Origin of the sequence: Amycolatopsis sp. QT-25 (assembly GCF_029369745.1) — a bacterium.
GTDB lineage: Bacteria > Actinomycetota > Actinomycetes > Mycobacteriales > Pseudonocardiaceae > Amycolatopsis.
The window spans coordinates 2,418,525-2,442,265 of the sequence record NZ_CP120210.1 but is presented as its reverse complement, the minus strand read 5'-3'; the positions used below and the strand labels follow the sequence as shown (position 1 = coordinate 2,442,265).

22 protein-coding genes and 2 pseudogenes are annotated in these 23,741 nt (G+C 69.4%); 10 read left to right on the top strand and 14 right to left on the bottom strand.

The window, feature by feature from the left end; genetic code table 11:
* Positions 1 to 35 precede the first annotated feature (35 nt).
* The 3 genes and pseudogenes from P3102_RS11395 to P3102_RS11385 form a co-directional block, all read right to left on the bottom strand.
* Positions 36 to 482 carry an RloB family protein gene (locus P3102_RS11395; RefSeq protein WP_276371104.1) on the bottom strand — a complete coding sequence of 149 codons (447 nt, stop codon included), beginning with the start codon at positions 480 to 482 and terminating at the stop codon, positions 36 to 38.
* Positions 483 to 799: 317 nt separating this feature from the next.
* Positions 800 to 1,588 (bottom strand): annotated as a pseudogene (locus P3102_RS11390) (AAA family ATPase); the annotation flags it as partial.
* Positions 1,589 to 1,853: 265 nt separating this feature from the next.
* Positions 1,854 to 4,376 carry a DNA translocase FtsK gene (locus tag P3102_RS11385; RefSeq protein ID WP_276368821.1) on the bottom strand — a complete coding sequence of 841 codons (2,523 nt, stop codon included), beginning with the start codon at positions 4,374 to 4,376 and terminating at the stop codon, positions 1,854 to 1,856.
* 128 nt (positions 4,377 to 4,504) lie between these two features.
* Here P3102_RS11385 and P3102_RS11380 point away from each other — a divergent pair, with 128 nt between their 5' ends.
* The 6 genes from P3102_RS11380 (at position 4,505) to P3102_RS11355 (ending at position 9,693) form a co-directional block, all read left to right on the top strand.
* Entirely contained in the window at positions 4,505 to 5,314 is an 810-nt protein-coding gene (locus P3102_RS11380; RefSeq protein ID WP_276368820.1) for a lysophospholipid acyltransferase family protein, read from the top strand.
* Positions 5,315 to 5,362: 48 nt separating this feature from the next.
* Positions 5,363 to 5,977, top strand: a complete 615-nt coding sequence (gene wrbA / locus P3102_RS11375; RefSeq protein WP_276368818.1) for an NAD(P)H:quinone oxidoreductase — start codon at positions 5,363 to 5,365, stop codon at positions 5,975 to 5,977.
* 70 nt (positions 5,978 to 6,047) lie between these two features.
* Complete coding sequence (locus tag P3102_RS11370; RefSeq protein WP_276368816.1) at positions 6,048 to 6,338, top strand: hypothetical protein; 291 nt, start codon at positions 6,048 to 6,050, stop codon at positions 6,336 to 6,338.
* Complete coding sequence (locus tag P3102_RS11365) at positions 6,338 to 7,870, top strand: alpha/beta hydrolase (RefSeq protein ID WP_276368814.1); 1,533 nt, start codon at positions 6,338 to 6,340, stop codon at positions 7,868 to 7,870. Before P3102_RS11370 ends, P3102_RS11365 begins: the two co-directional genes overlap by 1 nt.
* A gap of 65 nt (positions 7,871 to 7,935) precedes the next feature.
* A complete protein-coding gene (locus tag P3102_RS11360) occupies positions 7,936 to 8,478 on the top strand; it encodes a hypothetical protein (protein WP_276368812.1) in 543 nt (180 codons plus the stop codon).
* A gap of 246 nt (positions 8,479 to 8,724) precedes the next feature.
* On the top strand, positions 8,725 to 9,693 hold the full coding sequence (locus P3102_RS11355; protein WP_276368810.1) for an EamA family transporter: 969 nt from the start codon (positions 8,725 to 8,727) through the stop codon (positions 9,691 to 9,693).
* On the opposite strand, the gene P3102_RS11350 is transcribed toward P3102_RS11355, so the two are convergent.
* The 6 genes from P3102_RS11350 to thyX form a co-directional block, all read right to left on the bottom strand.
* Complete coding sequence (locus P3102_RS11350) at positions 9,670 to 10,260, bottom strand: DUF305 domain-containing protein (RefSeq protein ID WP_276368809.1); 591 nt, start codon at positions 10,258 to 10,260, stop codon at positions 9,670 to 9,672. The two genes, P3102_RS11355 and P3102_RS11350, sit on opposite strands and share 24 nt — an antisense overlap.
* A 401-nt stretch (positions 10,261 to 10,661) precedes the next feature.
* Entirely contained in the window at positions 10,662 to 12,359 is a 1,698-nt protein-coding gene (locus tag P3102_RS11345) for a ribonuclease J (RefSeq protein ID WP_276368807.1), read from the bottom strand.
* Complete coding sequence (gene dapA, locus P3102_RS11340) at positions 12,356 to 13,369, bottom strand: 4-hydroxy-tetrahydrodipicolinate synthase (RefSeq protein WP_276368805.1); 1,014 nt, start codon at positions 13,367 to 13,369, stop codon at positions 12,356 to 12,358. The genes P3102_RS11345 and dapA overlap by 4 nt, the downstream gene beginning before the upstream one ends.
* A 111-nt stretch (positions 13,370 to 13,480) precedes the next feature.
* On the bottom strand, positions 13,481 to 14,980 hold the full coding sequence (locus tag P3102_RS11335) for a serine/threonine-protein kinase (protein ID WP_276368803.1): 1,500 nt from the start codon (positions 14,978 to 14,980) through the stop codon (positions 13,481 to 13,483).
* An 82-nt stretch (positions 14,981 to 15,062) separates the two neighbouring features.
* Complete coding sequence (locus tag P3102_RS11330) at positions 15,063 to 15,455, bottom strand: ACT domain-containing protein (RefSeq protein ID WP_276368801.1); 393 nt, start codon at positions 15,453 to 15,455, stop codon at positions 15,063 to 15,065.
* On the bottom strand, positions 15,455 to 16,207 hold the full coding sequence (gene thyX / locus P3102_RS11325) for an FAD-dependent thymidylate synthase (protein ID WP_276368799.1): 753 nt from the start codon (positions 16,205 to 16,207) through the stop codon (positions 15,455 to 15,457). Before thyX ends, P3102_RS11330 begins: the two co-directional genes overlap by 1 nt.
* Before the next feature lie 133 nt (positions 16,208 to 16,340).
* Between thyX and P3102_RS11320 the strand changes: the two genes are divergently transcribed.
* Together P3102_RS11320 and P3102_RS11315 are read left to right on the top strand one after the other, a co-directional pair.
* Positions 16,341 to 16,865, top strand: coding sequence for a toxin-antitoxin system HicB family antitoxin (locus P3102_RS11320; RefSeq protein WP_276368797.1), 525 nt, complete (start codon positions 16,341 to 16,343; stop codon positions 16,863 to 16,865).
* Positions 16,866 to 16,875: 10 nt separating this feature from the next.
* The gene (locus P3102_RS11315) at positions 16,876 to 17,787 is read left to right on the top strand and encodes a DUF4097 family beta strand repeat-containing protein (protein WP_276368795.1); all 912 of its coding nucleotides are present in this window, start codon (positions 16,876 to 16,878) and stop codon (positions 17,785 to 17,787) included.
* A gap of 261 nt (positions 17,788 to 18,048) precedes the next feature.
* On the opposite strand, the gene P3102_RS11310 is transcribed toward P3102_RS11315, so the two are convergent.
* Positions 18,049 to 19,269: a crosslink repair DNA glycosylase YcaQ family protein gene (locus tag P3102_RS11310; RefSeq protein WP_276368793.1), complete on the bottom strand. Its 1,221-nt coding sequence runs from the start codon at positions 19,267 to 19,269 to the stop codon at positions 18,049 to 18,051.
* Between the two features lie 106 nt (positions 19,270 to 19,375).
* Between P3102_RS11310 and P3102_RS11305 the strand changes: the two genes are divergently transcribed.
* Positions 19,376 to 19,936, top strand: a complete 561-nt coding sequence (locus tag P3102_RS11305; protein WP_276368791.1) for a GNAT family N-acetyltransferase — start codon at positions 19,376 to 19,378, stop codon at positions 19,934 to 19,936.
* A 66-nt stretch (positions 19,937 to 20,002) separates the two neighbouring features.
* Here P3102_RS11305 and P3102_RS11300 read toward each other — a convergent pair.
* Positions 20,003 to 20,305: pseudogene (locus tag P3102_RS11300) on the bottom strand (GtrA family protein); the annotation flags it as partial.
* Between the two features lie 254 nt (positions 20,306 to 20,559).
* Between P3102_RS11300 and P3102_RS11295 the strand changes: the two are divergent.
* The gene (locus P3102_RS11295; protein WP_276368790.1) at positions 20,560 to 21,081 is read left to right on the top strand and encodes a hypothetical protein; all 522 of its coding nucleotides are present in this window, start codon (positions 20,560 to 20,562) and stop codon (positions 21,079 to 21,081) included.
* 68 nt (positions 21,082 to 21,149) lie between these two features.
* Here P3102_RS11295 and P3102_RS11290 read toward each other — a convergent pair whose 3' ends face one another.
* The 3 genes from P3102_RS11290 to P3102_RS11280 are packed head-to-tail and all read right to left on the bottom strand — an operon-like array spanning position 21,150 to position 23,700.
* Complete coding sequence (locus P3102_RS11290) at positions 21,150 to 21,596, bottom strand: tetratricopeptide repeat protein (RefSeq protein ID WP_276368788.1); 447 nt, start codon at positions 21,594 to 21,596, stop codon at positions 21,150 to 21,152.
* Positions 21,593 to 22,339: a 4-hydroxy-tetrahydrodipicolinate reductase gene (gene dapB, locus P3102_RS11285; protein WP_276368786.1), complete on the bottom strand. Its 747-nt coding sequence runs from the start codon at positions 22,337 to 22,339 to the stop codon at positions 21,593 to 21,595. The genes P3102_RS11290 and dapB overlap by 4 nt, the downstream gene beginning before the upstream one ends.
* Positions 22,336 to 23,700, bottom strand: a complete 1,365-nt coding sequence (locus P3102_RS11280; RefSeq protein ID WP_276368784.1) for a pitrilysin family protein — start codon at positions 23,698 to 23,700, stop codon at positions 22,336 to 22,338. Before P3102_RS11280 ends, dapB begins: the two co-directional genes overlap by 4 nt.
* Positions 23,701 to 23,741 lie beyond the last annotated feature (41 nt).

Here is a 23,741-nt window from a genome sequence, read left to right as displayed (position 1 = left end):
CGGTCGACGGGTTACGGCCGTGCTCCCCGCCCGGCTCACCGTTCTGCTTCTTCGCACGCAGGACCGCGGCCTCGACCCCGTTTCGTAGTCCGCGAACCGCAACGCCGACTTGTCGAACGCCGGGACGTGTTGACCAGGCGTTTCGCCACATCTCCGTAGCACGTCATCGGCGCCGAGCACGCCTCGAAATGCAGCAGCAACCAGAACTCGAAGCACGGGTTCGAGATCGCCAGCTCGATCCGGAGCCTGCGAGCCGTAGCGGCCGCCCTGTCGAGGTCGAACTCGTCGACATCGACGACGCACCACACCTCGTCGTACGTCCCCTCGGCCCGGTCACGCATCCCCGCCGCGTACTTGACCACAGCATCGGGATCCCCGCGCTTCGCTTTGATCTTGATCGTGAGGGCCGGGTTCCGGCGAGCCCGTTTGAGTCCCTCGAAATATCCGGGCTCGGTCGCCTCCGCACCGCAGACGACGAGGATCGAAGTCCGCTGCTCGCGGAACGCCGACCGTCTCCGGCCGCTGTTCTCTTTGCGGGTAATCCGCCCTGCACTGCCTCGGCGAAGTCACCCAGCACCGGAACGGCCCCGTAGCTACCGGCGAGATAGCGACGCTCGGTGTTCTGATCTTTGCGCGGTTTGAAGTCGGTGAGCGGATAAAGCTCGCTGGTCCCTTCTGTGTTCTTGTCCACGAACCAGATCTGATCGCGATCCAGGACACTGTCCCCGAGCATGGTGCCGAGAAGGCTCGTGTCCTGCGTGGTGAAGACGAGCTGGGCGCCGTGGGGATTGGTCTTTTCGGATTGAAAAAGGCTCACGAGCTTCGCGGTCAACATCGGATGCAGACTCGAGTCGATCTCGTCGACGACGAGAACCTGCCCTTCGTCGAGCGCGTCCAGCACGGTCGGGATGAGCTTGAGCCAGTTCCTGGTCCCAGCGGACTCGTCGTGCAGTTCGAACGGCGACTCGGTCTCACCGTGCCAGAACCTCAACCTCCATCGTGGCCCGGATCCCGTACCGACGACCCGACCCGGCGGCAGCCTCATGTGCTGGTGACTTGGCGGCTCGTCGACGAGTTCCGCGAGAACATCCGCGATCCCTACGTCAGCGGCCGCGAGCAGGGACAGCAGACGGCGGCTGTTGCGCGGGTCTCGGTGCAGAAAATTTCCCACTCGGCTTCCCACGTCGTCGGGAGCCCACGGTCCCTCGGCGGAGATGATTCGGAGAGAGCGCTCGAACCAGCGATAGACCGGCATCAAAGGGCCTAGTTCCAGCCTGGAACAAAAGCTCAGAAAGAGCACATCGCCACGGATCAATTCTTCGAGCGCAGCGAATTTGCTCTTCAAGTTCGCCGAGGTGGAGCCGAACCGAAGATCGATTCCGCTTCGTTCGAACACCACCCGCCGACGTTTCTCCGGATAGGCGTACAGCCATTCCTCCAAGACCGCGTCGTCACTGGCCCGGAAACCGTACGTGTACCGAGTCCCTTCGGCGAGGATTTCGATCACGAATGTCGACGGCAGGTTCCTCGCTTGGGCATCCAGGCGAAAAACGCTGCGTGGCCCGGCGCCGAGGACCTTCGACGTCAGTACGCCGACCGCCAGGTAGGTCAGCCCGTCGAGCAGGTTCGATTTGCCGGAGGCGTTCGCCCGTAGATCGCGGTCACCGGAACGGCCGCGCGCTCGTCCCCCGGCATCGCGGGCATCAAAAGCAACTCCTGCTCGTCCCGAAACGAGCGATGGTTGCCCAACCGGAAGCTTCGGAGCACTCTGACCACTTCCAGGGCGAAGTTCCGGGCCGTTCTGTACCAGTAAACCGCACAGAACAGTCTGAAGCGTCAGCGAGGGGGGCTGCTCAGTCGTCGGAGACGTCGCCGCCGTTGGCGTCCCCGCCGCCGCGGATCATGAACAGCACCGACTCCAGCTCCTCCGGCTTGATCAGGACGTCCCGCGCCTTCGAGCCCTCCGAAGGGCCGACGACGCCGCGGCTTTCCAGCAGGTCCATCAGGCGTCCGGCCTTGGCGAAGCCGACCCGCAGCTTCCGTTGCAGCATCGACGTCGAACCGAACTGCGAAGTGACGATCAGCTCGGCGGCCTGCAGCAGGACGTCGAGATCGTCGCCGATGTCGGAGTCGATTTCCTTCTTCTCGCCCGCCTTCGCCGCGGTGACGCCGTCCTGGTAGTCCGGCTGCGCCTGCTCCTTGGCGAAGTTCACCACGGCGGAGATCTCTTCGTCGCCGACGAAGGCGCCCTGGATGCGGACCGGTTTCCCGGCACCCATCGGCAGGTACAGCGCGTCACCCATACCGATGAGCTTCTCCGCGCCCGGCTGGTCGAGGATGACCCGCGAGTCGGTGAGCGACGAGGTCGCGAACGCCAGCCGCGACGGCACGTTGGTCTTGATCAGGCCGGTCACGACGTCGACCGACGGGCGCTGGGTCGCCAGCACCAGGTGGATACCGGCGGCACGCGCCTTCTGGGTGATCCGGACGATCGCGTCCTCGACGTCGCGCGGGGCGGTCATCATCAGGTCGGCGAGCTCGTCGACGATCGCCATGATGTAGGGGTACGGCGCGTACACGCGCTCACTGCCGGGCGGCGCGGTGATCTCGCCCGAGCGCACTTTCTTGTTGTAGTCGTCGATGTGCCGGACCTTGTTGACCTGCATGTCCTGATACCGCTGCTCCATCTCCTCCACCAGCCAGGCCAGCGCCGCGGCGGCCTTCTTCGGCTGGGTGATGATGGGCGTGATCAGGTGCGGGATGCCCTCGTACGGGGTCAGCTCGACCATCTTCGGGTCGATCAGGATCATCCGGCACTCGTCCGGCGTCGACCGCGCGAGCAGCGACACCAGCATCGAGTTCACGAAGCTCGACTTACCGGAACCGGTGGACCCCGCCACCAGCAGGTGCGGCATCTTCGTCAGATTGGCGGTGACGAAATGGCCCTCGATGTCCTTGCCGAGCCCGATGACCATCGGGTGGTTGTCCTTGACCGTCGACGGCGCGCGCAGCACGTCGCCGAGGCGCACCATCTCGCGGTCGGAGTTCGGCACCTCGATGCCGACCGCGGATTTGCCCGGGATCGGCGCCAGCAGCCGGACGTTGTCGGTCGCCACCGCGTAAGCGATGTTCTTGGTCAGCGCGGTGATCTTCTCGACCTTCACCCCAGGGCCGAGTTCGACCTCGTACCGGGTGACCGTCGGGCCCCGCGTGAAGCCGGTGACCTGCGCGTCGACGTTGAACTGCTCCAGTACGCCGGTGATCGCCTCGATCATGGCGTCGTTGGCCTTGCTGCGGGACTTCGGCGCGTCGCCGAGCTTCAGCAGGTCCGGCGGCGGGAGCTTGTAGTCGCCTTCGACGGTCCTGGTGACCGCCAGCGGAGGCTCGGCCTTCTTCGGCTTCTTCTCCGGGACCTCGACCGGCTCGACCGGCTTGACCGACTTGACCGTGGGCTTCGGCGGTCGGAGCGGCGTCGGCGTTTCGGCCAGCGCGGCCTCGATGTCGAGCTGTTCGCCCTCGTGGTCCTTCGAGGCCTGCCGACGCCGCGACGGCTTCCGCAAGCGGACCGATTTCGGATCGGCTTCGGTGACGGCGTCGCGCTCTTCGTGGATGGCCTTGCGCTCGGCCTCGGCCTCTTCGATCTCTTCGGGGTCGAGGCCCCAGTTCCGCAGCCGGTGCGGGATCTCGCGGACCGGGGTCCCGGTGAACACGAGCGTGCCGAACAGCAGCGCCAGCACCAGCAGCGGCACGGCGACCCAGGTGGTGACGCCCATGGTCAGCAGGCCACCGGAGAACGCGCCGATCACCCCGCCGGCGTACATCCGGCCGTCGTTGGTCTCGGGCAGCGCGGTGAAGATGTGCAGCAGGCCGAGCACCGACAGGATGACCAGCAGCGTGCCGATCACCATCCGTGGCCGGGCCTCCGGCATCGGTTCCGAACGCATCAGCGCGACGGCGATCACGGTCAGCACCAGCGGCAACGTCACCGCCCCGGCGCCCAGCAGCGAACGCGTGCCGACCTCCACCCAGCCGCCGATCGGGCCCGCCGCCCGCCACCAGACACCGAAGGCGATCACCAGCGCCAGCGCGATCAGCCCCAGGGCGAGACCGTCCCGACGGTGTTCCGGTTCGAGTTCACGGCCGCGGCCGACCGTCCGCGCCAGGGTGCCGAGACCCTTCGCGAGCACGTTCCAGGTGCCGCGCACGCCTTTGGCGAACGTGCCGGAGGATTTCTTCCGCGGTGCCGGACGCCGTGGAGCGGGCTTCCTCGCAGCCGTTGACCTGGGCTTCGCCGGGGTACGCGGCTTGCGCGCCGGCCCCTTGCTGCCGCCGCTTCGCGCCGTGCTCCGTTTCCTGGTCGTCGACCCGCTAGCCATGCCTCCACGGTAACCGCCTCGACCCTCCAGTCCCGGCCGCCACTCGGAGCACATCGGAGAACATTGGTCTCAGGTCACAGGTTGAGCGGCCATCCGGGTGAAAAGCGGTTCATGACATGCTCTGCCCCATGTTCGCGCTGCATCAGGATGAGAATTCGGCTCGCCGCGCCCCGGCCATCTGGCGCACGATGCTGAACATCGACCGGGGGCTGGTCAACTTCGTCGGCAAACTCACCGTGACCGGCGGTGTCTCGGCCGAACTGCGCCGACGGCCCTTGCTGATGACCGCCAACCACATCGGCGTGTTCGACGCGTTCGTGCTGATGGCGGCCTGCAAACGGATCGGCATCAACCCGCGCTTCATGCTGGCGGGCGGCATCCTCGACGCACCGGTCATCGGCCCGGCGCTGCGGGTCAGCGGCCACCTGCGGGTCGACCGCAAACAGGCTTCGACGGCCATCGGCCAGTTCGCCGAAGCGACCGAAGCGCTACGCACCACCCGTGACCCGTTGATCGTCTATCCCGAGGGCCGGATCAGCCACGACCCCGGTCTGTGGCCGGAGCGCGGCAAGACCGGCGCGGCGCGGCTCGCGCTGGCCGCCGGGGTGCCGGTGATCCCGATCAGTCAATGGGGCGCGCACGAAGCCGTGTACTGGGGGACGGAGACCGTCGACGGCCCCGCCGACCTGGCGCCCCTCGCCAAGTCCGGGCTGAGCGCGCCCCTGCGGCGGCCGCGGTTCAAGGTGCATTTCGGCGAGCCGGTGGACCTGTCGGAGGTCGAGCCGGAACGGCCGGGTGCCGGGGTCCGCGCGCACGCCGAGATCATGCAGGCGATCACCGACGGCCTGGTGCCGCTGCGCCGCGACGAACTCGACAAGCCGCGCTTCCACGACCCGACGCGGCCGACCGACACCGTCAGTCCCTGGAAGAAGTACTGACTTCCGGATCCTGAGACGGCTGCCCGCGTTCGTCTAGGGTCGGCGGACGTGAGCACCCGCATCCTCGTCGTCTACTACAGCGCGACCGGAAACACCGCGAAACTCGCCACGGCGCTGGCCGGCGGCGCCCGCGAGGCCGGAGCCGAGGCCCGTGTCCGCACGGTTCCCGAAACCGCCCCGCCCGGCGCGGTGGCGAGCAATCCGCGCTGGCAGGCGTGGGTGGACGCGGGGCCGCACCACGAGACGGCGACACTGGACGACCTGGCGTGGGCCGACGGTTTCGCGGCCGGGAGTCCGACCCGGTTCGGCGGCCCCGCCGCCCAGCTGAAATCCTTTTTGGACAGCACCGGTGGCCTGTGGGCCAAGGGAAAGCTGGTGAACAAGGTCGCGACGTCGTTCACCACCGCGTCCACCGCGCACGGCGGGCTCGAGTCGACCGTGCTGGCGACGAACAACATCTTCTACCACTGGGGCGCCATCGTCCTGCCGCTCGGCTACACCGACCCGCGACTGCTCGACTCGGGCAATCCGTACGGCGGCTCGTTCGTCTCGCGCGCATCCGCCGAACCCGACGAACTCGCCCTGGACGCCCTCCGGTTGCAGGGGCGACGGCTCGCCGCTGTCTCGCGCTACATCGCCGACGGCCTTTTCAAGGACGGGTGAAGGGAACCGCGCATCCGGCTCTCGCGTCGTAGGGTGGTCACATAGCGTCACGCTACGGGGAGGAAGCGGGATGACCGGCGGCTACGAGGTGGTCCTGGAATCGATCGACGCGGCGTCAAGCGCGGCGAAACGCGCTTCGGACGACGTCGGGAAGGTGAATCTCGCGGCCGCGCTCGACGAGGTCCCGGCAGGCTTGCCGGGTGGCGTATCCGGTGAAGCGGCCCGCCTGCTCGCCGACGCCTGGGGACGCGCCGTGCCCGGCTGGGCCGGAAACACCGCGGACCACTCCGCACGGCTCGACGCGGCGGCCGTCCGCTACCGCTCGAACGAACTGGCGGCGTCACGGGAACTTCCCGTCTGATGCTCACCTGGGGTGACGTTCGCCGATGGGATCCGGCCGCGATCGGCCGCGTGGCCGACGCGCTCAACGACGGCTGCACCCGGATCATCGCCGCGAACGACGACGTCGGAGCCATGTCCCGCTTCACGGGCTGGACCGGCGAGGCGGCCACCACCGCGTCGATCCGGGGCGAATCGCTGATCTCCACCCTGGAGCGGCTCGTCGCCGAGGCGTCCGCGGTCCGGCGGGGTGCCCACGAAGTGCAGATCGCGCTCGACCGGATCGTCGCGTTCGTGCCGGAGACCGACGAACTGGCGTACCGGAGCGGCCTGGCCATCGGTCCCGGCGGCGAGCTTTCCGTCAGTGTCGCGCTGCCTGACCAGGCTCGCGTGCTGGCGGAACTGGCCGACCGGATCGAACAGGGCCTGCGTCGCGCGGCGGACGTCGACGCCGATTTCGCCGCGATCCTGGGCCGGGCTCTTCGCGGTGAGATCACCGATCAGGATGGCGGCACCCTGGCCCAAGCGGCGGACGCCGGTGCGGCGCGAAGCGGCCTGTCGATCATCGGACCACCGGAGAACGGCTCCCCCGGTGACAACAAGGCCTGGTGGGCGAGCCTGTCGGATACGGCGAAAGTCGCGCTGTTGCAGGAAAATCCGGGGCTCGTCGGCAATCTCGACGGCATCCCGGCTGTCGACCGCGACGCCGCCAACCGCGCCGTCCTCGCCCGCGAGATCGCCCGGCTTCGAGGCGATCCCAAACTCCAGGGACTGGAAGCCATCGAACGACGGCTGGCCCGGTCGGAGCCGCAGGCGTTCCTGCTGGGGCTGGACACCAGCGGCGACGGGAAGGCGATCGTCTCCGCGGGAAATCCCGACACCGCGGCGAATGTGGCGACCTACGTGCCGGGGACCGGTTCGGAACTGGCGAAGATCGGCGGCGATCTCGACCGTTCCGACAAGATGTGGGCCGCGGCGACCACGTCGGGCTCACCGTCGACCGCGGTGATCACCTGGCTCGGCTATGACGCGCCGAACGAGATCACCGACGCCGCGAGCGACGAGTACGCCGACGGCGGCAAGGCGGCCCTCGCCGGATTCCAGGACGGACTACGGGAAACACACCAAGGACCGCCCTCGCACAACACGGTGCTGGGCCACAGCTACGGCACCACCGTCGTGGGGTACGCGGCCGTCGACGGCGGCCTCGCCGCGGACGAGCTCGTCTTCGTGGCGAGCCCCGGTGTCGGCGCGCACGACGTCGGCGACCTGCACCTCGACGGGGTGAATCAGGCCGAGATCGGCAAGCACGTGCACGCGACCGTGGCCGAACACGACATGATCAACCTGGCCAACGTCGAGATCGCCGGCTACGACCCGATCCTCGGCCAGGACCCGGCCGACGCGGACTTCGGCGGGCAGGTGTTCACTTCGGCGCCGGGTACGGACGGGTGGAGTGGGTACAGCACGGAGGCGCACAGCGAATACTGGGAAGACAACAACCCGGCGCTCCGGAACGTCGGCCTGATCATCGCGGGGAAGCCCGCCTCGTGAGACTTCCGCTCCTGATAACGCTTCTCGTCCTTTTGTCCGCTTGTTCCTCCGGAGGTGGAGACGCCATGAAACCGACCATCACCGAACACGAGGCGAAAGACAGGGTGGAGCAGTACATCGAGGGCGTCCTCTCCGCGCTGCCCGGCTCAGCGGAACGGAGACCGTTCACCCGGCACAGGTCGGAATGCACCGACCCCACCGATGACGGTCCCCAAGGCCGCTTCGAGATCTCCGCGACCTATGAGGTGACCGGTCTTGAACCGGCACGGTTCGCGGAATACTTCGACGCCATCGTCCAGTGGTGGTCGGCTCATGATTTCAAGGTTCTGACGGATTCGCGGCCGAAGGATCAGTACGTGTTCGTCAGGAACAACGCGGACGCTTTCGACATGTCCGTGCAGGCGAACGACCTCGGCAAGTTCTATGTCGGGGCGACCTCTCCCTGTGTCTGGCCGAACGGCACGCCCGAACCGCAGGCGATCGAGGTCACCGAGCCCGACCAATCGATCGCCGCGCCCCCGGAACCGGTCCGCAAACCGCGCCGTGCTCCTGTCGACGACGAGGACTTCGCCCAGACCGACTGGACCGACGGCGGCGCCTCCTTCTGACGGCGCACAATCAGGCGGGTGGTGCAGCGGAAGAGTGGGGAGATCCCGGGCGGTGAACGTCCCGGATCTTCCCCGCTCGGCTCGACGGCCGCCCGACCTGAGTGCCACGGCCGCCCACGATGGAGCGACACGCGACGTCCCCCAGCCACCGTCGTCGATTCCGCCACCCGCCCACGAGCCCGGACCTCAGCCCGGCCGCCGGGAAAACGGGTCGCCCCGCCGGAACCCGGCCTCTAACCTCCGGCCGTGACCGCCGAACTCACCGCCCCCGCCCAGCACGTCGCGCATCGCGGCCGGGGCGTCACGCTCATCCTGCTCGCCGCGCTCTTCTTCGGGACCTCGGGCGTGCTGGGCAAACCGGCGATGCAGGCGGGGCTGTCCCCGGAGCAGGTCGCGGTGATCCGCATCGGGCTGTCGGCGATCGTGCTGCTCGGGCTGGCCGCCGTCTTCCGGCCGAAACTTCTCAAAGTGACGAAGCGCGAGTGGCCACTGCTGCTGGCGTACGGCTCACTGGGCGTGGCGGGCGTTCAGCTCCTGTACTTCCTCGCGGCCGACCGGATCCCGGTCGGCATCGCGATCCTGCTCGCGTTCACCTCATCGGTGCTGATCGCGCTGTGGGTGCGGTTCGTGCGGCGGGTGCGGTTGCCGAGGGCGATGTGGGCGGGGATCGCGCTGGCGATGACCGGGCTCGTGCTGGTCGCGCAGGTCTGGGAGGGGCTGAGCCTGGACGTCCTCGGGTTGCTCGCGGGGCTGGGCGCGGCCGTCTGTTCGGCGGGTTACTTCCTGCTCGGGGAACGGGGCGTCGCGGACCGCGATCCGCTCGGCATGGTCACCTGGGGGATGACGATCGGCGCGGTCCTGATGTGCGTGGTCGCGCCGCCGTGGACGATTCCGTGGGGCGTGCTCGACACCCCGACGTCGTTCGGGCCGTGGGAGCCGCCGGTGTGGCCGTTGCTGATCGCGCTGGTGCTGATCGCGACCGTCCTCGCCTACGCGACGGGCATGGCGGCGCTGCGTCATCTTCCGGCGTCGGTGGCGAGCGTCGTGGGACTGGTGGAGCCGCTGGTCGCCGCCACCGCGGCCTGGCTGCTGCTGGGCGAGGCGCTCAGCTGGGTGCAGGCCGCGGGCGCGGTGGTGTTGCTGACCGGCGCGTACATCGTCCAGCTGAACGCGAACGTCGTCCAGACGGACTCAACCCTGCTGAAGGCCCCGTAGGTCGTCGATCTCCTGCTGCTGCGAACGCGACGTCGTCGCGGCGAGGTCGCGGGCGTCCGGATTGCGGCCGTGCTGGGTTTCGGCTTCGGCGATACGGACGCCCGCCTCGCGCTGGCGGATCAGCCGGGTGACGAACTGGCGGTCGAAGTCCTTTCCGGACAGTCCCGCCAACTGCGCCATGTCGCCGGGGCCGAGGTACCCGTCACGCTGGACGTGTTCGAGGTTCGGGTCGTCCGGTGCGGGCTGGCCCCACGCCTCGATGAGCCCGGAGAGCCGCGCGACCTCCGGTTCGTGCGTGTCGATGATCCGCTTGGCGAGCGCCTTCAGCCGATCGTTCTCCGCGCGGGTTTCCGCCAGTGAAGCCAGATCCACGCCCTGCTGGTGGTGCGCGAGCGCCTGCCGCGCGAACGCGACGTCGGCGTCGTTGAACGGGACGGCGGACTGGTGCGCCATCGGTGAAGACCCGGAAGGCGCCGTCTGCGACCGGGGTGCCTCGTCCGAGCAGCCCCCGAGCGCGACGGCGGCCAGGGCGACGGCGGGCAGGAGCCGGAGGACGGCGTGCGACATCGAAGAACTCCTCGGAACGCGCGGTGGAGGTGCCTAGGTTGGCAGAGTCCACACCGGCCTGTTCACCGGGGTTGCGCAAACACTTTTCCTGCCGCGCTCGCGGTGCGATGATCCCGCGATTCAACGCCGCTGCGGCAAGGGGAACCGCGAATATACGCGGACTTCGCGCGGCGGCTGGGCGGGTTTCACCGTCGGCTGGCTGTACCGGTACTTCTGAATCGGCGTGGTCGCGTTCGAGCCGTCACCGGGGTGAAATCTCGCAGACTGGATGCCCGTTGTGCCGCAATGGATCTACTCCCTGGGGCCGTTTGGCTCCGCGTCGGTCACCCTCGCCACGATCGTGGACATGAAGGCCCCCTTGCGCCTAGCGCAAGGGGGCCTTCATGTCCACGAGGCAGTGCCTAGACGGGGATGACCGTCGGCACGATCATCGGACGGCGCCGGTAGGTGTCGGCGACCCAGCGGCCGACGACGCGGCGGACGGCTTGGGCGATGCGGTGGGTGTCGGTGATGCCCTCGGCCTCGGTCCTGGCGAGTTCCATCTCCACCATCGGGAGCACGGCGTCAAGTGCCTTGGGGTCGTCGGAGAACCCGCGTCCGGACACCGTCGGACGGGTCACCGCGCGGCCGGTGCTGGTGTCCACGGCCACGGTGATGGCGATGAAGCCGCCCTCACCGAGCACGAGCCTGTCGGACAGCGTCGACTCGCCGACGTCGCCGACCGAGAGGCCGTCGACGTACACGTGCCCGACCTCGACGCGGCCGGTCCGCGTGGCCTTGCCGTCGACGAGGTCGACCACGACGCCGTCCTCGGCGATGACCACGTTCTCCGGCGCGACACCGGTGCGCACGGCCAGTTCGCCGTTGGCACGCAGGTGCTTCCACTCGCCGTGCACCGGCATGACGTTGCTGGGGCGCACCGCGTTGTACAGGTACAGCAGCTCGCCCGCGGACGCGTGCCCGGACACGTGCACCTTGGCGTTGCCCTGGTGCACGACGTTCGCGCCGAGCCGGGTGAGGCCGTTGACGACGCCGAAGACGGCGGTCTCGTTGCCCGGGATCATCGAGCTGGCCAGCACGACGGTGTCGCCGGCGCGGATGGAGATCTGCCGGTGCTCGCCGCGCGCCATCCTCGACAACGCCGAAAGCGGCTCGCCCTGCGAACCGGTCGACACGAACAGCACCTTGCTCTCGGGCAGGTCGCTGGCCTGGTCGAGGTTGACCAGCAGGCCGTCCGGCACGTTCAGCAGGCCCAGGTCGGCGGCGATCCCCATGTTCCGGACCATCGACCGGCCGACGAAGGCGACCCGGCGGCCGTGCCGGGTGGCGGCGTCGAGCACCTGCTGGACGCGGTGCACGTGGCTCGCGAAGCAGGCGACGATGACGCGCTGGTCGACCCGGCGGACGACGTCGTCGAGTACCGGCCCGATGTCGCGTTCCGGCATGACGAACCCGGGCACCTCGGCGTTGGTGGAGTCGACGCAGAACAGGTCCACGCCCTCGTCGCCGAGCCGGGAGAACCCGGCGAGGTCGGTCAGCCTGCCGTCGAGCGGGAGCTGGTCGAGCTTGATGTCACCGGTGTGCAGCACGACCCCCGCCGGCGTGCGGATGGCCACCGCGAGCGCGTCCGGGATCGAGTGGTTGACCGCGAAGAACTCGAGGTCGAACGTGCCCACCTGGCGGCGCTCGCCCTCGCGGACCTCGATCAGGTTCGGCCGCTGACGGTGCTCCTTGGCCTTGGCCGCGAGCAGCGCGTTCGTGAACCGGGAGCCGTAGATCTTCAGGTCCGGGAAGAGCCGCAGCAGGAACGGGACGGCGCCGATGTGGTCCTCGTGCCCGTGGGTGAGGACGAGGCCGTCGATGTCCTCGAGGCGGTCTTCGATCGCGCGGAAGTCGGGCAGGATCAGGTCGACGCCGGGCTGGTCGTCTTCGGGGAAGAGCACCCCGCAGTCGACGATCAGCAGACGGCCGCCGAACTCGAAGACGGTCATGTTGCGGCCGACTTCGCCGATCCCGCCGAGCGCCACGACGCGCAAGGCGCCTTCGGGCAGCGCCGGCGGCGGGGTGGTCGGTCCGGGTCCGGTTGACAATGAACTCACCGAGGCATGGTCCCTACGCTGGTATGTGAGGTCGGCGCCGTGTAGGCCGCCGCTGAATCTGCTTGTGCCACCCGAGCACCATGCCAGTCACTGACGGCGCTTTCGCCGAGCGGCACGCCTCCCTGGGCGAGATCGGCGGAAATCGCCTGGAGTTGCTCGTCGTTCGCGGCCACGATGGGCAGGCGCGGGTCGCCGATGTCGAAGCCGCGCAGCCGCAGCGCCGCCTTCGAGAACGCGACCCCGCCGACGCGGGACATCGCCCGCAGGACCGGCAGCATGCCGCGGTGGTTGGTGCGCGCGGTCGAGGTGTCGCCGGACTCGTAGGCGTCCATCATGCCGCGGATGCGGCCCGCCACGACGTGCCCGATCACGCTGACCACGCCGGTGCCGCCGACGGACAACCACGGGAGGTTGAGGCCGTCGTCACCGGAGTAGTAGGCGAGCTGGGTGTTCGCGATGACCTCGGAACCGGCGATGAGGTCGCCCTTGGCGTCCTTGACCGCGAGGATGCGCGGATGCTCGGCCAGCCGCAGCAGCGTGTCGACCTCGATGGGGACGATCGAGCGCGGCGGGATGTCGTAGAGCATCACCGGCAGCTCGGTGGCGTCGGCGACGGTGGTGAAATGCGCGTAGAGCCCGGCCTGGCTGGGCCGTGAGTAGTACGGCGTGACGACGAGGACGCCGTGGGCGCCCGCCGCTTCGGCCTGCTTCACCTGCTCGATGCTGTGCGCGGTGTTGTTCGTGCCCGCCCCGGCGACGATCGTCGCGCGGTCACCGACGGCTTCGACGACCGCGCGGATCAGCTCGGCCTTTTCGGCGTCGGTCGTGGTGGGGCTTTCCCCGGTCGTGCCGTTCACGACGAGACCGTCGTTGCCCAGATCCACGAGGTGTTCGGCCAGCTCCTGCGCCCGCTTCAGGTCCAGCGCGCCGTCGGCGTCGAAGGGGGTGGCCATCGCGGTGAGCACGCGCCCGAACGGTCTTCCCGGCGCTGCGGTAGGTGGAGTGGACATGCTGTGAAGGTACCTCCTGCGGCCGTTCGACCCCTTGCCGACGTGGTCATCTCCGCCGAATGCGGGAGATTTTCCGCGACGAAGGCGAACTCGGCGCAAACTCTGTGTGAGCTATTTGACCTTGGTCGTGATCTGCGCGGGAATCTGGCTCCCGTCGGCCTTGGCGAGCAGGCAAAGGAACCCGCGGGAGTAGCTCCGGTCCTCCTCGTTGAGCGGCCGGTTCCATTCGGCTTCGGTCGGCACCACGGGACGCCAGATCAGCATCGAACGCTGTGCCGCCGGGACGACGTTCGAATTGAAGGTCGCCGCGCACAGCGACTCGGCGATCCGGTTGACCGCGTCCGCACCGGGATACGCCGCGACCTGGGCCTGGTCGTCGGAAGCGGACTGGACGTCGAGCAGGCTCCCCTTGGCGAAGATCTCCATCAGGTGGTCCTTGTCGCAGCTGATCCCGTCGTTGAGGTTGATGCCCGCTCTGAGCGGCACGTTGAAGCAGTCCCCGGACGAACCGAGTTTGACCTGGCCGTCGATGCCGTAGGTCAGGGTGGGCTGCGCCTGGTCGTTCCCTTCGGGCGCGGCCATCCAGCGGCCGAGGAAGATGCCGCCGACCAGGGCACCGATCACGGCGACCGCGGCGAGGCTCAGCCACAGTGGCCGGAGATCGCGCTTCGCCGGGGCGGGCGCGAGCCGGGTCATCGGCAGGCCGGGGTGCGGCATCGCCGTGCCACCCGAGGGCGGGGTCGGCTGGGCCTGCACCCCTTGCGCGGCCGCGAGCAGGCTGCGTACCTGGTCGTAGGACATCCGCGCTTCGGGTTTGGTGACCAGCAGGCCGAGGATCGCGGCGGCCAGCGGGCCCTGGATCCTGGTCAGGTACGGGGCCTCGGTCATGATCGCGTGCAACGTCGCGGCGGTGGTCGACCGTTCGAACGCGACGATGCCCTCCGCGGCGAAGAACAGCGTCGTGCCCAGTGACCAGAGGTCGGATTCGGGCAGCGCGTCGCGGCCTTCGACCCGTTCCGGCGCCATGAACGCGGGCGAACCGACGATCATGCCGCTGGTGGTCAGGCGCGGGTCGTCGGCGGCGTGCGCGATGCCGAAGTCGGTGAGCTTCACCCGGCCGTCCGGCGCGACCATGATGTTCGCGGGTTTGACGTCGCGGTGCACGATCCCGGCGGCGTGCGCGGCCCGCAACGCGGACAGCACCCGCTCCCCCACCAGCGCGACCTGTTGGGCGGGCAGGGGACCGCGGTCGCGCACCAGGTCGGCCAGCGTCGGCGCCTCGACCAGCTCCATCACGATGCAGGTGGCGCCGTTCTCGGTGACGACGTCGTACACGGTGACCACGGCCGGGTCGTTGAGACGCCCGGCGGAGCGGACCTCGCGCAGCATCCGCTCCGTCAGCACCGAAGCGTCCTCGGGCGCGTTCGGGAACTTCAGCTCCTTGATCGCCACCTGACGGCCGATCACCTGGTCCTGCGCGCGCCAGACGACGCCCATCCCGCCGCGGCCGAGTTCGCCCAGCAGGGCGTATCGACCGGCGACGATCCGCGCGCCGGTGGCCTGCTGCGTCTGCTGGGGCGGCCCGTACGGACGGGTCTGTTCGTCGGTCAAGGTTCGGTGCTCCTTCGGTTCGCGCAGGATGCCCACTCGGACCCGTTCGCGCTCCGAAAGGTTCCTTCGCCGAGCTCGTGAATCAGACCGTGACCTCGTGCCCGGCTTCCCGGAGCGCCTTCACCGCGCGCTCGAGTTCGGGAGCCCGGACGAGGACGTGGTCGGTGTCGAAGGTGGAGATCGAGAACAACGCCACCCCGGCGGCGGCCAGCTCGCTCGACAACGCCGCGATGATGCCGGTCAGTGTGAAGGCCAGCGGACCGCGGACCGAAAGCAGCCGCCAGCCGTCCTCGACCGTGGCCCCGGCCGGCGCGAGACCGGCCGGGCAGATCACCGACAGCTCCTCGGGCGTCCGCGTGAGGGAGATCAGCACGGGCTCGCCGGGGTCGAGCAGATTCGCCGGAACCGGCGCGTCCGGGGCTAGGCGGGCGACCGCGTAGTCGCCGGGCCGGACGTCGATCGCGAGGCGGCGCATCAGCCTTCGAGCACCTTCGGGCTGGACGCGACCTCGGTGCCGTCGGGCAGTGCGGAGATGGTGAAGTCCGCGAACACGTTGCCCGAGGCCTTCTGCAGCTCGCGCAGGCAGTCGATGGCCAGGGCGCGGATCTCGACATCGGCGTGCTCGGTGGCGCGCATCGCGATGAAGTGCCGCCAGGCACGGTAGTTGCCGGTGACCACGATGCGGGTCTCGGTCGCGTTCGGCAGCACGGCGCGGGCGGCCTGGCGGGCCTGCTTGCGGCGCAGGGTCGCGCTCGGCACGTCGGCGAACTTCTCCTCGAGCCCGGCGAGCAGCTCGGTGTAGGCGTCGACGGCGGCCTGCGAGGCGGCCAGGAACTTCGCGTGCAGCTCCGGGTCCTGCGCGATGACGTCGGGCTCGACGAACGCGGCGTCGCGCTCCGGGACGTAGCGCTGCGAAAGCTGCGAATAGGAGAAGTGACGGTGGCGGATGAGCTCATGCGTCAGCGACCGGGAGATGCCGGTGATGTAGAAGCTGACGGACCCGTGCTCCAGCACCGAAAGGTGGCCCACGTCGATGATGTGCTCGAGGTAGCCGGCGTTGGTGGCCGTCTTCGGGTTCGGCTTCTTCCAGGACTGGTAGCAGGCCCGGCCCGCGAATTCGGCCAGCGCCTCACCACCGTCGGCATCGGTCGACCACGGTACGTCCGACGGAGGGAAGAACTCCGTCTTCGCGATCAGTTGAACCCTGGGTGACACGGTCTCGGCCACGTTCGCACTCCTTTTCGGCCCCTGCTCCACGACTCCGGGCAGCGTAACCGCCGCCCTCTTCGCCACCGGGGCGACATCATGGTGACGTCATGCCCGCCTTGACTGACATCACTTATGACGTCATAGTGGTGTCATGGATCTGACGCCGTACATCACAAGCCTTCGCGAGGATCTCGCGAACACGGCTTCGGCCGGCGACGAGCAGACGCGGCGCGCTGCCGCGCTGCTGTCGTCGGCGCTGGAGCCGGCCGCCCGCCTGACCATCATGAACGCTCTCGCCGACCTGGCCGCCGAAGTGACTTCGGCGCTGCCGGGGCACGTCGTCGACGTCCGGCTCGACGACCGCGACGTGCGCGTCGTCGTCTCCGGTTCCGCCGAGCGCACCGAGCAGTCCGCGCCCCGCCAGGAGGCGCCGCGGGAGGCCCCGCGCGTGCCCAAGGTGGACACGGGCGACATCACCCGCATCACGCTGCGCCTGTTCGAGCAGGTCAAAGGCCAGGCCGAGGCCGCGGCCGCCGCTCAGGGCGTTTCGCTGAACACGTTCGTCTCGCAGGCCGTCCAGGGGGCGCTGGGCAGGAGTGGCGGCGAGCATTGGCACTACAAGGAGAAGCCGGGCGGCGGTGCCGGTTCGCGCCTGCACGGCTGGGTCCAGGGCTGAGGGGACGGAAATGACCGAGGAAAGCATTCCCGCCGGTGAAACGACCGTGCGCGTCGAGGAGTTCGAGGCCGAAGGCCCGATCGAAATCGACGTGAGCGTGGCCATCGGCCGGGTGACCATCGACCTGACCGGCGAGAGCGGAATCCACGCCGAGGTCCGCCGGGACGGCGGCGAACAGCAGCCGTGGGTGGACGGGATGACGAGCCTGCTCAGCTGGGTCGGGGAGCGCTTCGGTGACCAGTTCGGCGGTTCGGGCTCGGCGGGGTCTGCGGATGACGCCGTGGCGCAGACGCGGATCGAGAAGGTCGGCAACCGGCTGGTCGTCCAGGCGCCGAAGGCCTGGCAGCTGAAGAACGTCCCGCTCGCCGTGACCGTCCGGGCGCCCGCCGGTTCGCATCTGGAAGTGCGGGCGGGAGCGGCCGACGTCACGGTCACCGGTTCGGCCGGACGGGCCGATCTCCTGACCGGCGCGGGCAAGGTCGCCCTGGAACGGGCCGACGGTTCGGCGATCGTCCGCACCGGCACCGGCGACGTCAAACTCGGCCCGACGCTGTCCGGCCTGCAACTGCGCACGGGCAGCGGCTCCGTCGAAGCGTCCTCGGTGAGCGGTTCGGCCTCGGTGGCGACCGGCACGGGCGACGTCTGGCTCGGCGAGGTCGCGGGCGAGGTGCTGGCCCGCACCGGCAGCGGCGACCTCTCGGTGGCGGACGCCGCCTCCGGGACACTGGAGCTGACCACCGGATCGGGTGAGGTCCGGGTCGGCATCCGCGGCGGCGTGAGCGCGGAGATCGACCTCTCGTCGACGACCGGGTCGGTGTCGAGCGAGCTGGACGTCGCGGAAAGCGCCCCTTCGGAGGTTTCGCTGAAGGTGCGGGCACGCACCGGCACCGGCGACGCGGTGGTGACCAGCGCGGCCGGCTGAGCCGCGGGCCCGCAGGGGGATCGAGGGACCTTTGCTCTCACTTTTCCACGGGGGTGAGAGCGAAGGTCCCTCGCTCCTTTCGGGTGCTCGCGGACAGCCGCCAGACTGACGATGGAGGAACGGGGACGTCGAGTGTCCCGATTCCTCCGCCTTCGCGACGCGCGCCGATCCCGGACCAGCCGAACGAGGAAGAGCTGAGACGTTCGACGTCCCAGCTCTTCCCCGCTCGCCGTCGTCCGCAGTGCGGTCCCGGCGCGAAGCTCAGCGCACGAGCCGCGAGAGCACCGGCGCCAGATCGCCCCGCTCCCCCACCACGACCCCGCCCAGCCCCTGCCATTGCGCCATCAGCCGCAGCTCCCCGGCGAGCTCACTCGCGACCCGCACGACATCCACGCCGGGCTCGGAGAAGGCGCCCTGAACGCGAAGCACCCCGGCGGCCCGATCACATTTGAGGTCGACCCGGCCGACGAGTTCGCCGTCGAGCAGGAACGGGAACACGTAGTAGCCGTAGATCCGCTTCGGCTCCGGCACGTAGATCTCGATGCGGTAGAAGAAATCGAAGATGCGCTCGGTGCGGGCGCGTTCCCAGACCAGCGGATCGAACGGCGACAGCAGGGCCCGGCCGGCGACCGATCTCGGCGCCTTCGCCGCGACGTGCCGGTATGCCGGGGCGGGCCAGCCGTCCACGGTCACCGGTTCCAGGACGCCCGCGTCGACCAGTTCGGCCACGGCCCGCTTGCTGACGTCGGGGCCGAGCCGGTAGTAGTCCCGCAGATCCGGTTCGGTCCCGATGCCCAGCGCGACGGCCGCGCGGGTGATCAGTTGGCGGGCGCCTTCCTCCGGGGTCACGGTCCGCGACAGGATCTCCGGCGGGACGACGCGTTCGGTCAGGTCGTACAGCCGCTCGAACGACCGGCGCGTGCCGGTGGTCAGCTGCCCCATGCCGAAAAGCCACTCGCAGGCCTTCTTGACCTCCGACCGCTCCCACCACGATCCGGGTTTCGAACCGCCCGACTTGCCCTCCAGCGCGCGCTCGATGCCGCCGGCGCCGATCGGCCCCTGTTCCTTGACCACGGTCAGGATGTCGTCCACCAGCTGAGGCGTCTGCTCCAGCACCCGGGCGTAGTTCGTCCACCAGCCCATGCGTTTCGCCCCGGACCGCAGGAGCGGCCAGTCCGCCACCGGCAGCAGACTCGCCTCGTGCGCCCAGGTCTCCACCAGCATCCGGGGTTTGCGCGCGGAATGGGACCACGCCGCGTCGTCCACCAGCGCGGGCTCGTACGCGCCGAGCCGGGAGAACAGCGGCATGTAGTGCGCGCGGACCGCGACGTTCACCGAATCCAGTTGCAGCAACTGGATTCGCGACAGCACGCGCTGCAGATGCCGCCTCGTCACCGCCCCGCCCGGACGTGCCTCGGCGAACCCCTGCGCGGCCAGCGCGATCCGGCGCGCGACCGGCCCGCTGATGGTCGTAGTGCTCATCGCCGCATGGTGCCATCCACCACCGACAGTTTTCCGCCGCACCGCCGACTCCACCTTCCTGCCCACCCTCAACGGATGGAGCTTGGCTCCGCTGTAGGTTTCCTGCATGGCCGCCGCCGAAGTCCGCCCAGCAGTCGTGTCCGACGCCTCCGAAATCGCGCGCATCCAACGCGACACCTGGCGAAGCGCCTACACGGAACTGCTCGGCGAAGCGGCCGTCGCCGAGCTTGAGGACGTGGACCTCGAAAAGACCTGGACCGAAACGATCGAGTACCCGGGCACGCGCGTCTTCGTCGCCACCGAAGGCGAGTTCACCGTCGGTTTCTGTGTCGCCGGCCGCGCTCCGGCGAGCGAGGTGGCCACCGCGGACGGAGCGCTGCCCGACGACGCTTCGACGACGGCGCTCATCGCCTCACTGCTGGTCGAGCCCCGCTGGGGACGGCGCGGGCACGCGGGGCGGCTGCTGGCCGACGCGTCCGCCTGGCTGCGTGAGGACGGCGCCACGCGCGGGATCAGCTGGGTCGCCCAGACCGATCACGCGTCACTGGGCTTCTTCCGGCGCGCGGGCTGGTCGCCCGACGGAACCGTCCGCATCCTCGACACCGGAAGCACGAACGTGCGCGAAGTCCGGCTCACCGGCGGCCTCGACCTCGAGCTCACTTCCTGACTTCGCGAACACGACCCAGCGCATCACCGAGTACATGAACACGCCTTCGCACGCCCCGGCGATGAGCCTGGAAAGCCGGTAATCGACGCCCAGCGCGGCCAGCCCGGCACCGACGCCGAGCAGGAACGCCACGTAGTTGACGACGATCGCGACGACGTACAACACCGCCTGCCTGCCGACGGGCGCGTGCGAGCGGAAGTTCATGCTGCGGTTCAGCACGAAGCTCAACCCGAACGCGGTCGCGTACGCGAGCGTGATCGCCAGCCACACGGGCAGGCCGAGCCAGCTCCGGAGCAGGGTCAGCAGGATCAGGTCGACCCCGAAGGTGAACCCGTTGATGAGCGCGAAACCGAGGAGACTCGGCGCCACCAGCCGGGAAAGCCCGAAGGGGAGGCGCCGGACCACGGCCGCGCAGAAGTAGGCGAAGCGATCCGCGAAATCCCTGCCGCGGACCGAGTCGTGCACGTCGGCCACGGCTTCAGCATGGCAGCGACAGGTGGCCGCGAGCCGACGAACAGGTGATCTTCTGGTGCGGCCCCGAAGCCGGGAACGGGGGCTGGCCCCAGTGCGTCCTCGTTTTCAGCTGATAGCTTGGAGAGAACGAAGATAACGGGGAGGCAACGATGGTGGGCTGGTTGCTCCTGTCGTTCGGCGTCGCCTTCGGTTCGGCGATCCTGCCCGTGGTCAGCATCGAGATGTTCCTCATCGGCCTGTGCGCGAGCCAGCCGACGATGCCGTGGCTGCTGCTCGGCGCCATCGTCGCGGCGGGCCAGGTCGGCGGGAAGACGCTCTACTACCTCGCCGCGAAGGGCACGATCAAGCTGCCGAAACCGCTGCACGACCGCCTGCACCGCGAGCGTCCGCCCACCCCGCGCCGGGAAAGATGGCGGGCGCGCACCAAGAAGATGCGCGCCCGGCTCGACGCCCTGCGTGAACGCTGCCATCGGCATCCGCACTGGATGGCGGGCACGTACGGGGTGAGTTCGGTCGTCGGCCTGCCGCCGTACATGGCGACGAGCGTGCTCGCCGGGCTGGCGCGGATGCCACTGGCGACCTTCCTGGCCACGGGTTTCCTGGGCCGCTGGCTCCGATTCAGCCTGCTGGCCGCCTCCCCCGCCCTGTTCGCGGGCTGGTTCCACTACTGACCCCTCCGCAATTAGTCACTACTTGCGTAAGGAAAGCCCCGCAAGGAGGTGACTAATTGCGGGAGGGGTCAGCGGGAGGCGGCTTCGAGTTCCACGGCGCGCCGCATCGTCGCGCGGGCCCGTTTCCGGTCGCCGGCGATCTCGTACGCGTACGCCAGCCGGTACCAGACGCGCCAGTTCTCCTGATCCGCCTCGACCTCGGCCCGGCGCTCGTCGAACCAGGCGTCCGCGGCGTCACGATCCACCCGGCCCGAAGGCCGCCGGGGCAGATCGGAGACGTCGGGCAGGCCGCCTTCTTCGTCCAGCCGCCGCGAGAGCCGCTGGATCTGGACGCCGGAACGCCAGGTGGTCGCGATGATCCAGACCCCGAGCAGCGGCAGCAGCAGCACGCCGATGCCGAAGATCACCGGCACGGTCTCGCCGCTGCGCAGCAACGCGATCGCGCGGCCGGCCAGCAGGACGACGTAGACCGCGAGCGCGGCCGTCATGACCAGCGCGAGATTGCGGGCCCTCACAGGTCGAGGATGTTCTCGAGACCGACCGTCAGGCCGGGCCGCGTGAGCACCGAGCGCACACCGAGCAGCACTCCCGGCATGAACGACGTACGGTGCAGCGAATCGTGCCGGATGGTCAGCGTTTCACCCTCGCCGCCGAACAGGATCTCTTCGTGCGCCACCAGTCCGGGCAGCCGGACCGAGTGCACGCGGACGTCCTCGACGAGTGCGCCGCGGGCACCGTCCACTTCGGACGTCGTCGCGTCTTCGCCGGGCGTGAGTCCGGCTTCCGCGCGGGCCTCGCCGATCAGCCGCGCGGTGTGCGCGGCGGTACCGGAAGGCGCGTCGGCCTTGCGGTTGTGGTGCAGTTCGATGACTTCGGCGCAGTTGTAGAACCGCGCCGCCTGCTGGGCGAACCGCATCGCCAGCACCGCGCCGAGCGCGAAGTTCGGCGCGATCAGCACGCCGACCGACGGGTCGGCCCCGAGCCACGAGCGCAGCTTCTCCAGCCGCTCCTCGCTGAACCCGGTGGTGCCGACGACGGCGTGGATCCCGTTGCCGGTCAGGAATTCCAGGTTGCCCATGACCGCGTCGGGGTGGGTGAAGTCGACGACGACCTGCGCCTGTTCGAGCGCCGACAGATCGTCACCGGCGTCGAGCGCGGCGACGAGGTCCATGTCCTCGGCGCCCTCGACGGCGTCGACCACTTCCCGGCCCATCCGGCCGCGTGCGCCCAGCACACCGACGCGAATTCCAGCGGTCATGATGCGATCACCTCGTGCAGGTCGTCCGGAAGGTCGTCGGCGTGAGCGTACGGCCCGACCACCGCCGCCGCCGACACGCCACCAGGGCGGCGGAGCAGAGTGCGAGCGAGCGCACAGACCTCTTCGGTGGTGACCGCGTCGATCCGCGCCACCGTGTCGTCGACGCCGAGGTAGCGGCCGTAGTTGAGTTCGTTCTTGCCGATCCGCGACATCCGCGACGAGGTGTCCTCGAGACCGAGCACGAGCCCGCCCCGCAACTGCCCCTTCGCCCGCGCGACCTCGGCTTCGCTCAGCCCGTCCTTGCCGACGGCTTCGAGCACCTCGCGGATCACCCCGGCGACCTCGCCGAGCTTCTCCGGCTGGCAGCCCGCGTACACCGCCATGTGCCCGGCGTCGGCGTAGCTCGCGACGGACGAGTACACCTGGTACGCCAGCCCGCGCTTCTCGCGGACCTCCTGGAACAGACGCGAACTCATGCCGCCGCCCAGCGCGGCGTTGAGCACCGACTGCGCGAAACGGCGGTCGTCGTGCCGCGAAAGGGAACGCAGGCCGAGCATGACGTGCGCCTGCTCGGTGTCGTCGGTGTGCAGCGCGAGCTTCGGCGCCATCGGGATCCGCGCGCGGCCGCCCCGCGGCGCCACGGGCGTCGCCGTCCCGGTCAGCTTGTGCCGCAAGGCCTTGCGCACCAAGCGAAGCACCTGGGCGTGCTCGATGTTCCCGGCGACGGCCAGCACCATCCGCGGCAACGTGTAGCGGCGCCGGTAGAACCCGCGCAGCGCCGACGCGGACATCTCCACGATGGACTTCTCGCTGCCGAGCACCGGACGGCCCAGCGCGTGGTCGCCCAGGATCGCGCCGACGAACGTCTCGTGCAGCAGGTCTTCGGGGTCGTCGTCACGCATCGAGATCTCTTCGAGCACGACACTGCGCTCGGTCTCGACGTCGGAGTCCGTGCACAGCGCCTCGAACACGACGTCGGTGACGAGATCCATCGCGAGCGGCAGGTCCTCGTCGAGCACCTGCGCGTAGTAGCACGTGTGCTCTTTCGCGGTGAAGGCGTTGAACTCGCCGCCGACCGCGTCGATCTCCTCGGCGATCTGGGTGGCGTCGCGGTTCGTGGTGCCCTTGAACAGCAGGTGCTCGAGGTAGTGCGCGGCGCCCTCGACCGACGAAGGCTCGTCACGGGATCCGACGCCGACCCACAGCCCGACCGTCACCGACCGGGAGGCCGGCACATGTTCGGTGATGACCCGGAGCCCTCCGGCGAGCACGCTGCGCTTGACCACCGCACCGTCCGAAGTGGACTCCAGCGTGCGGGTGCTGCCGACGGGCTGTTCGTGCCCAAAGATCTGACGAGCCAACGGATCCCTTACTCACATGTCAGGAAAGGGTCGCCCAGGAC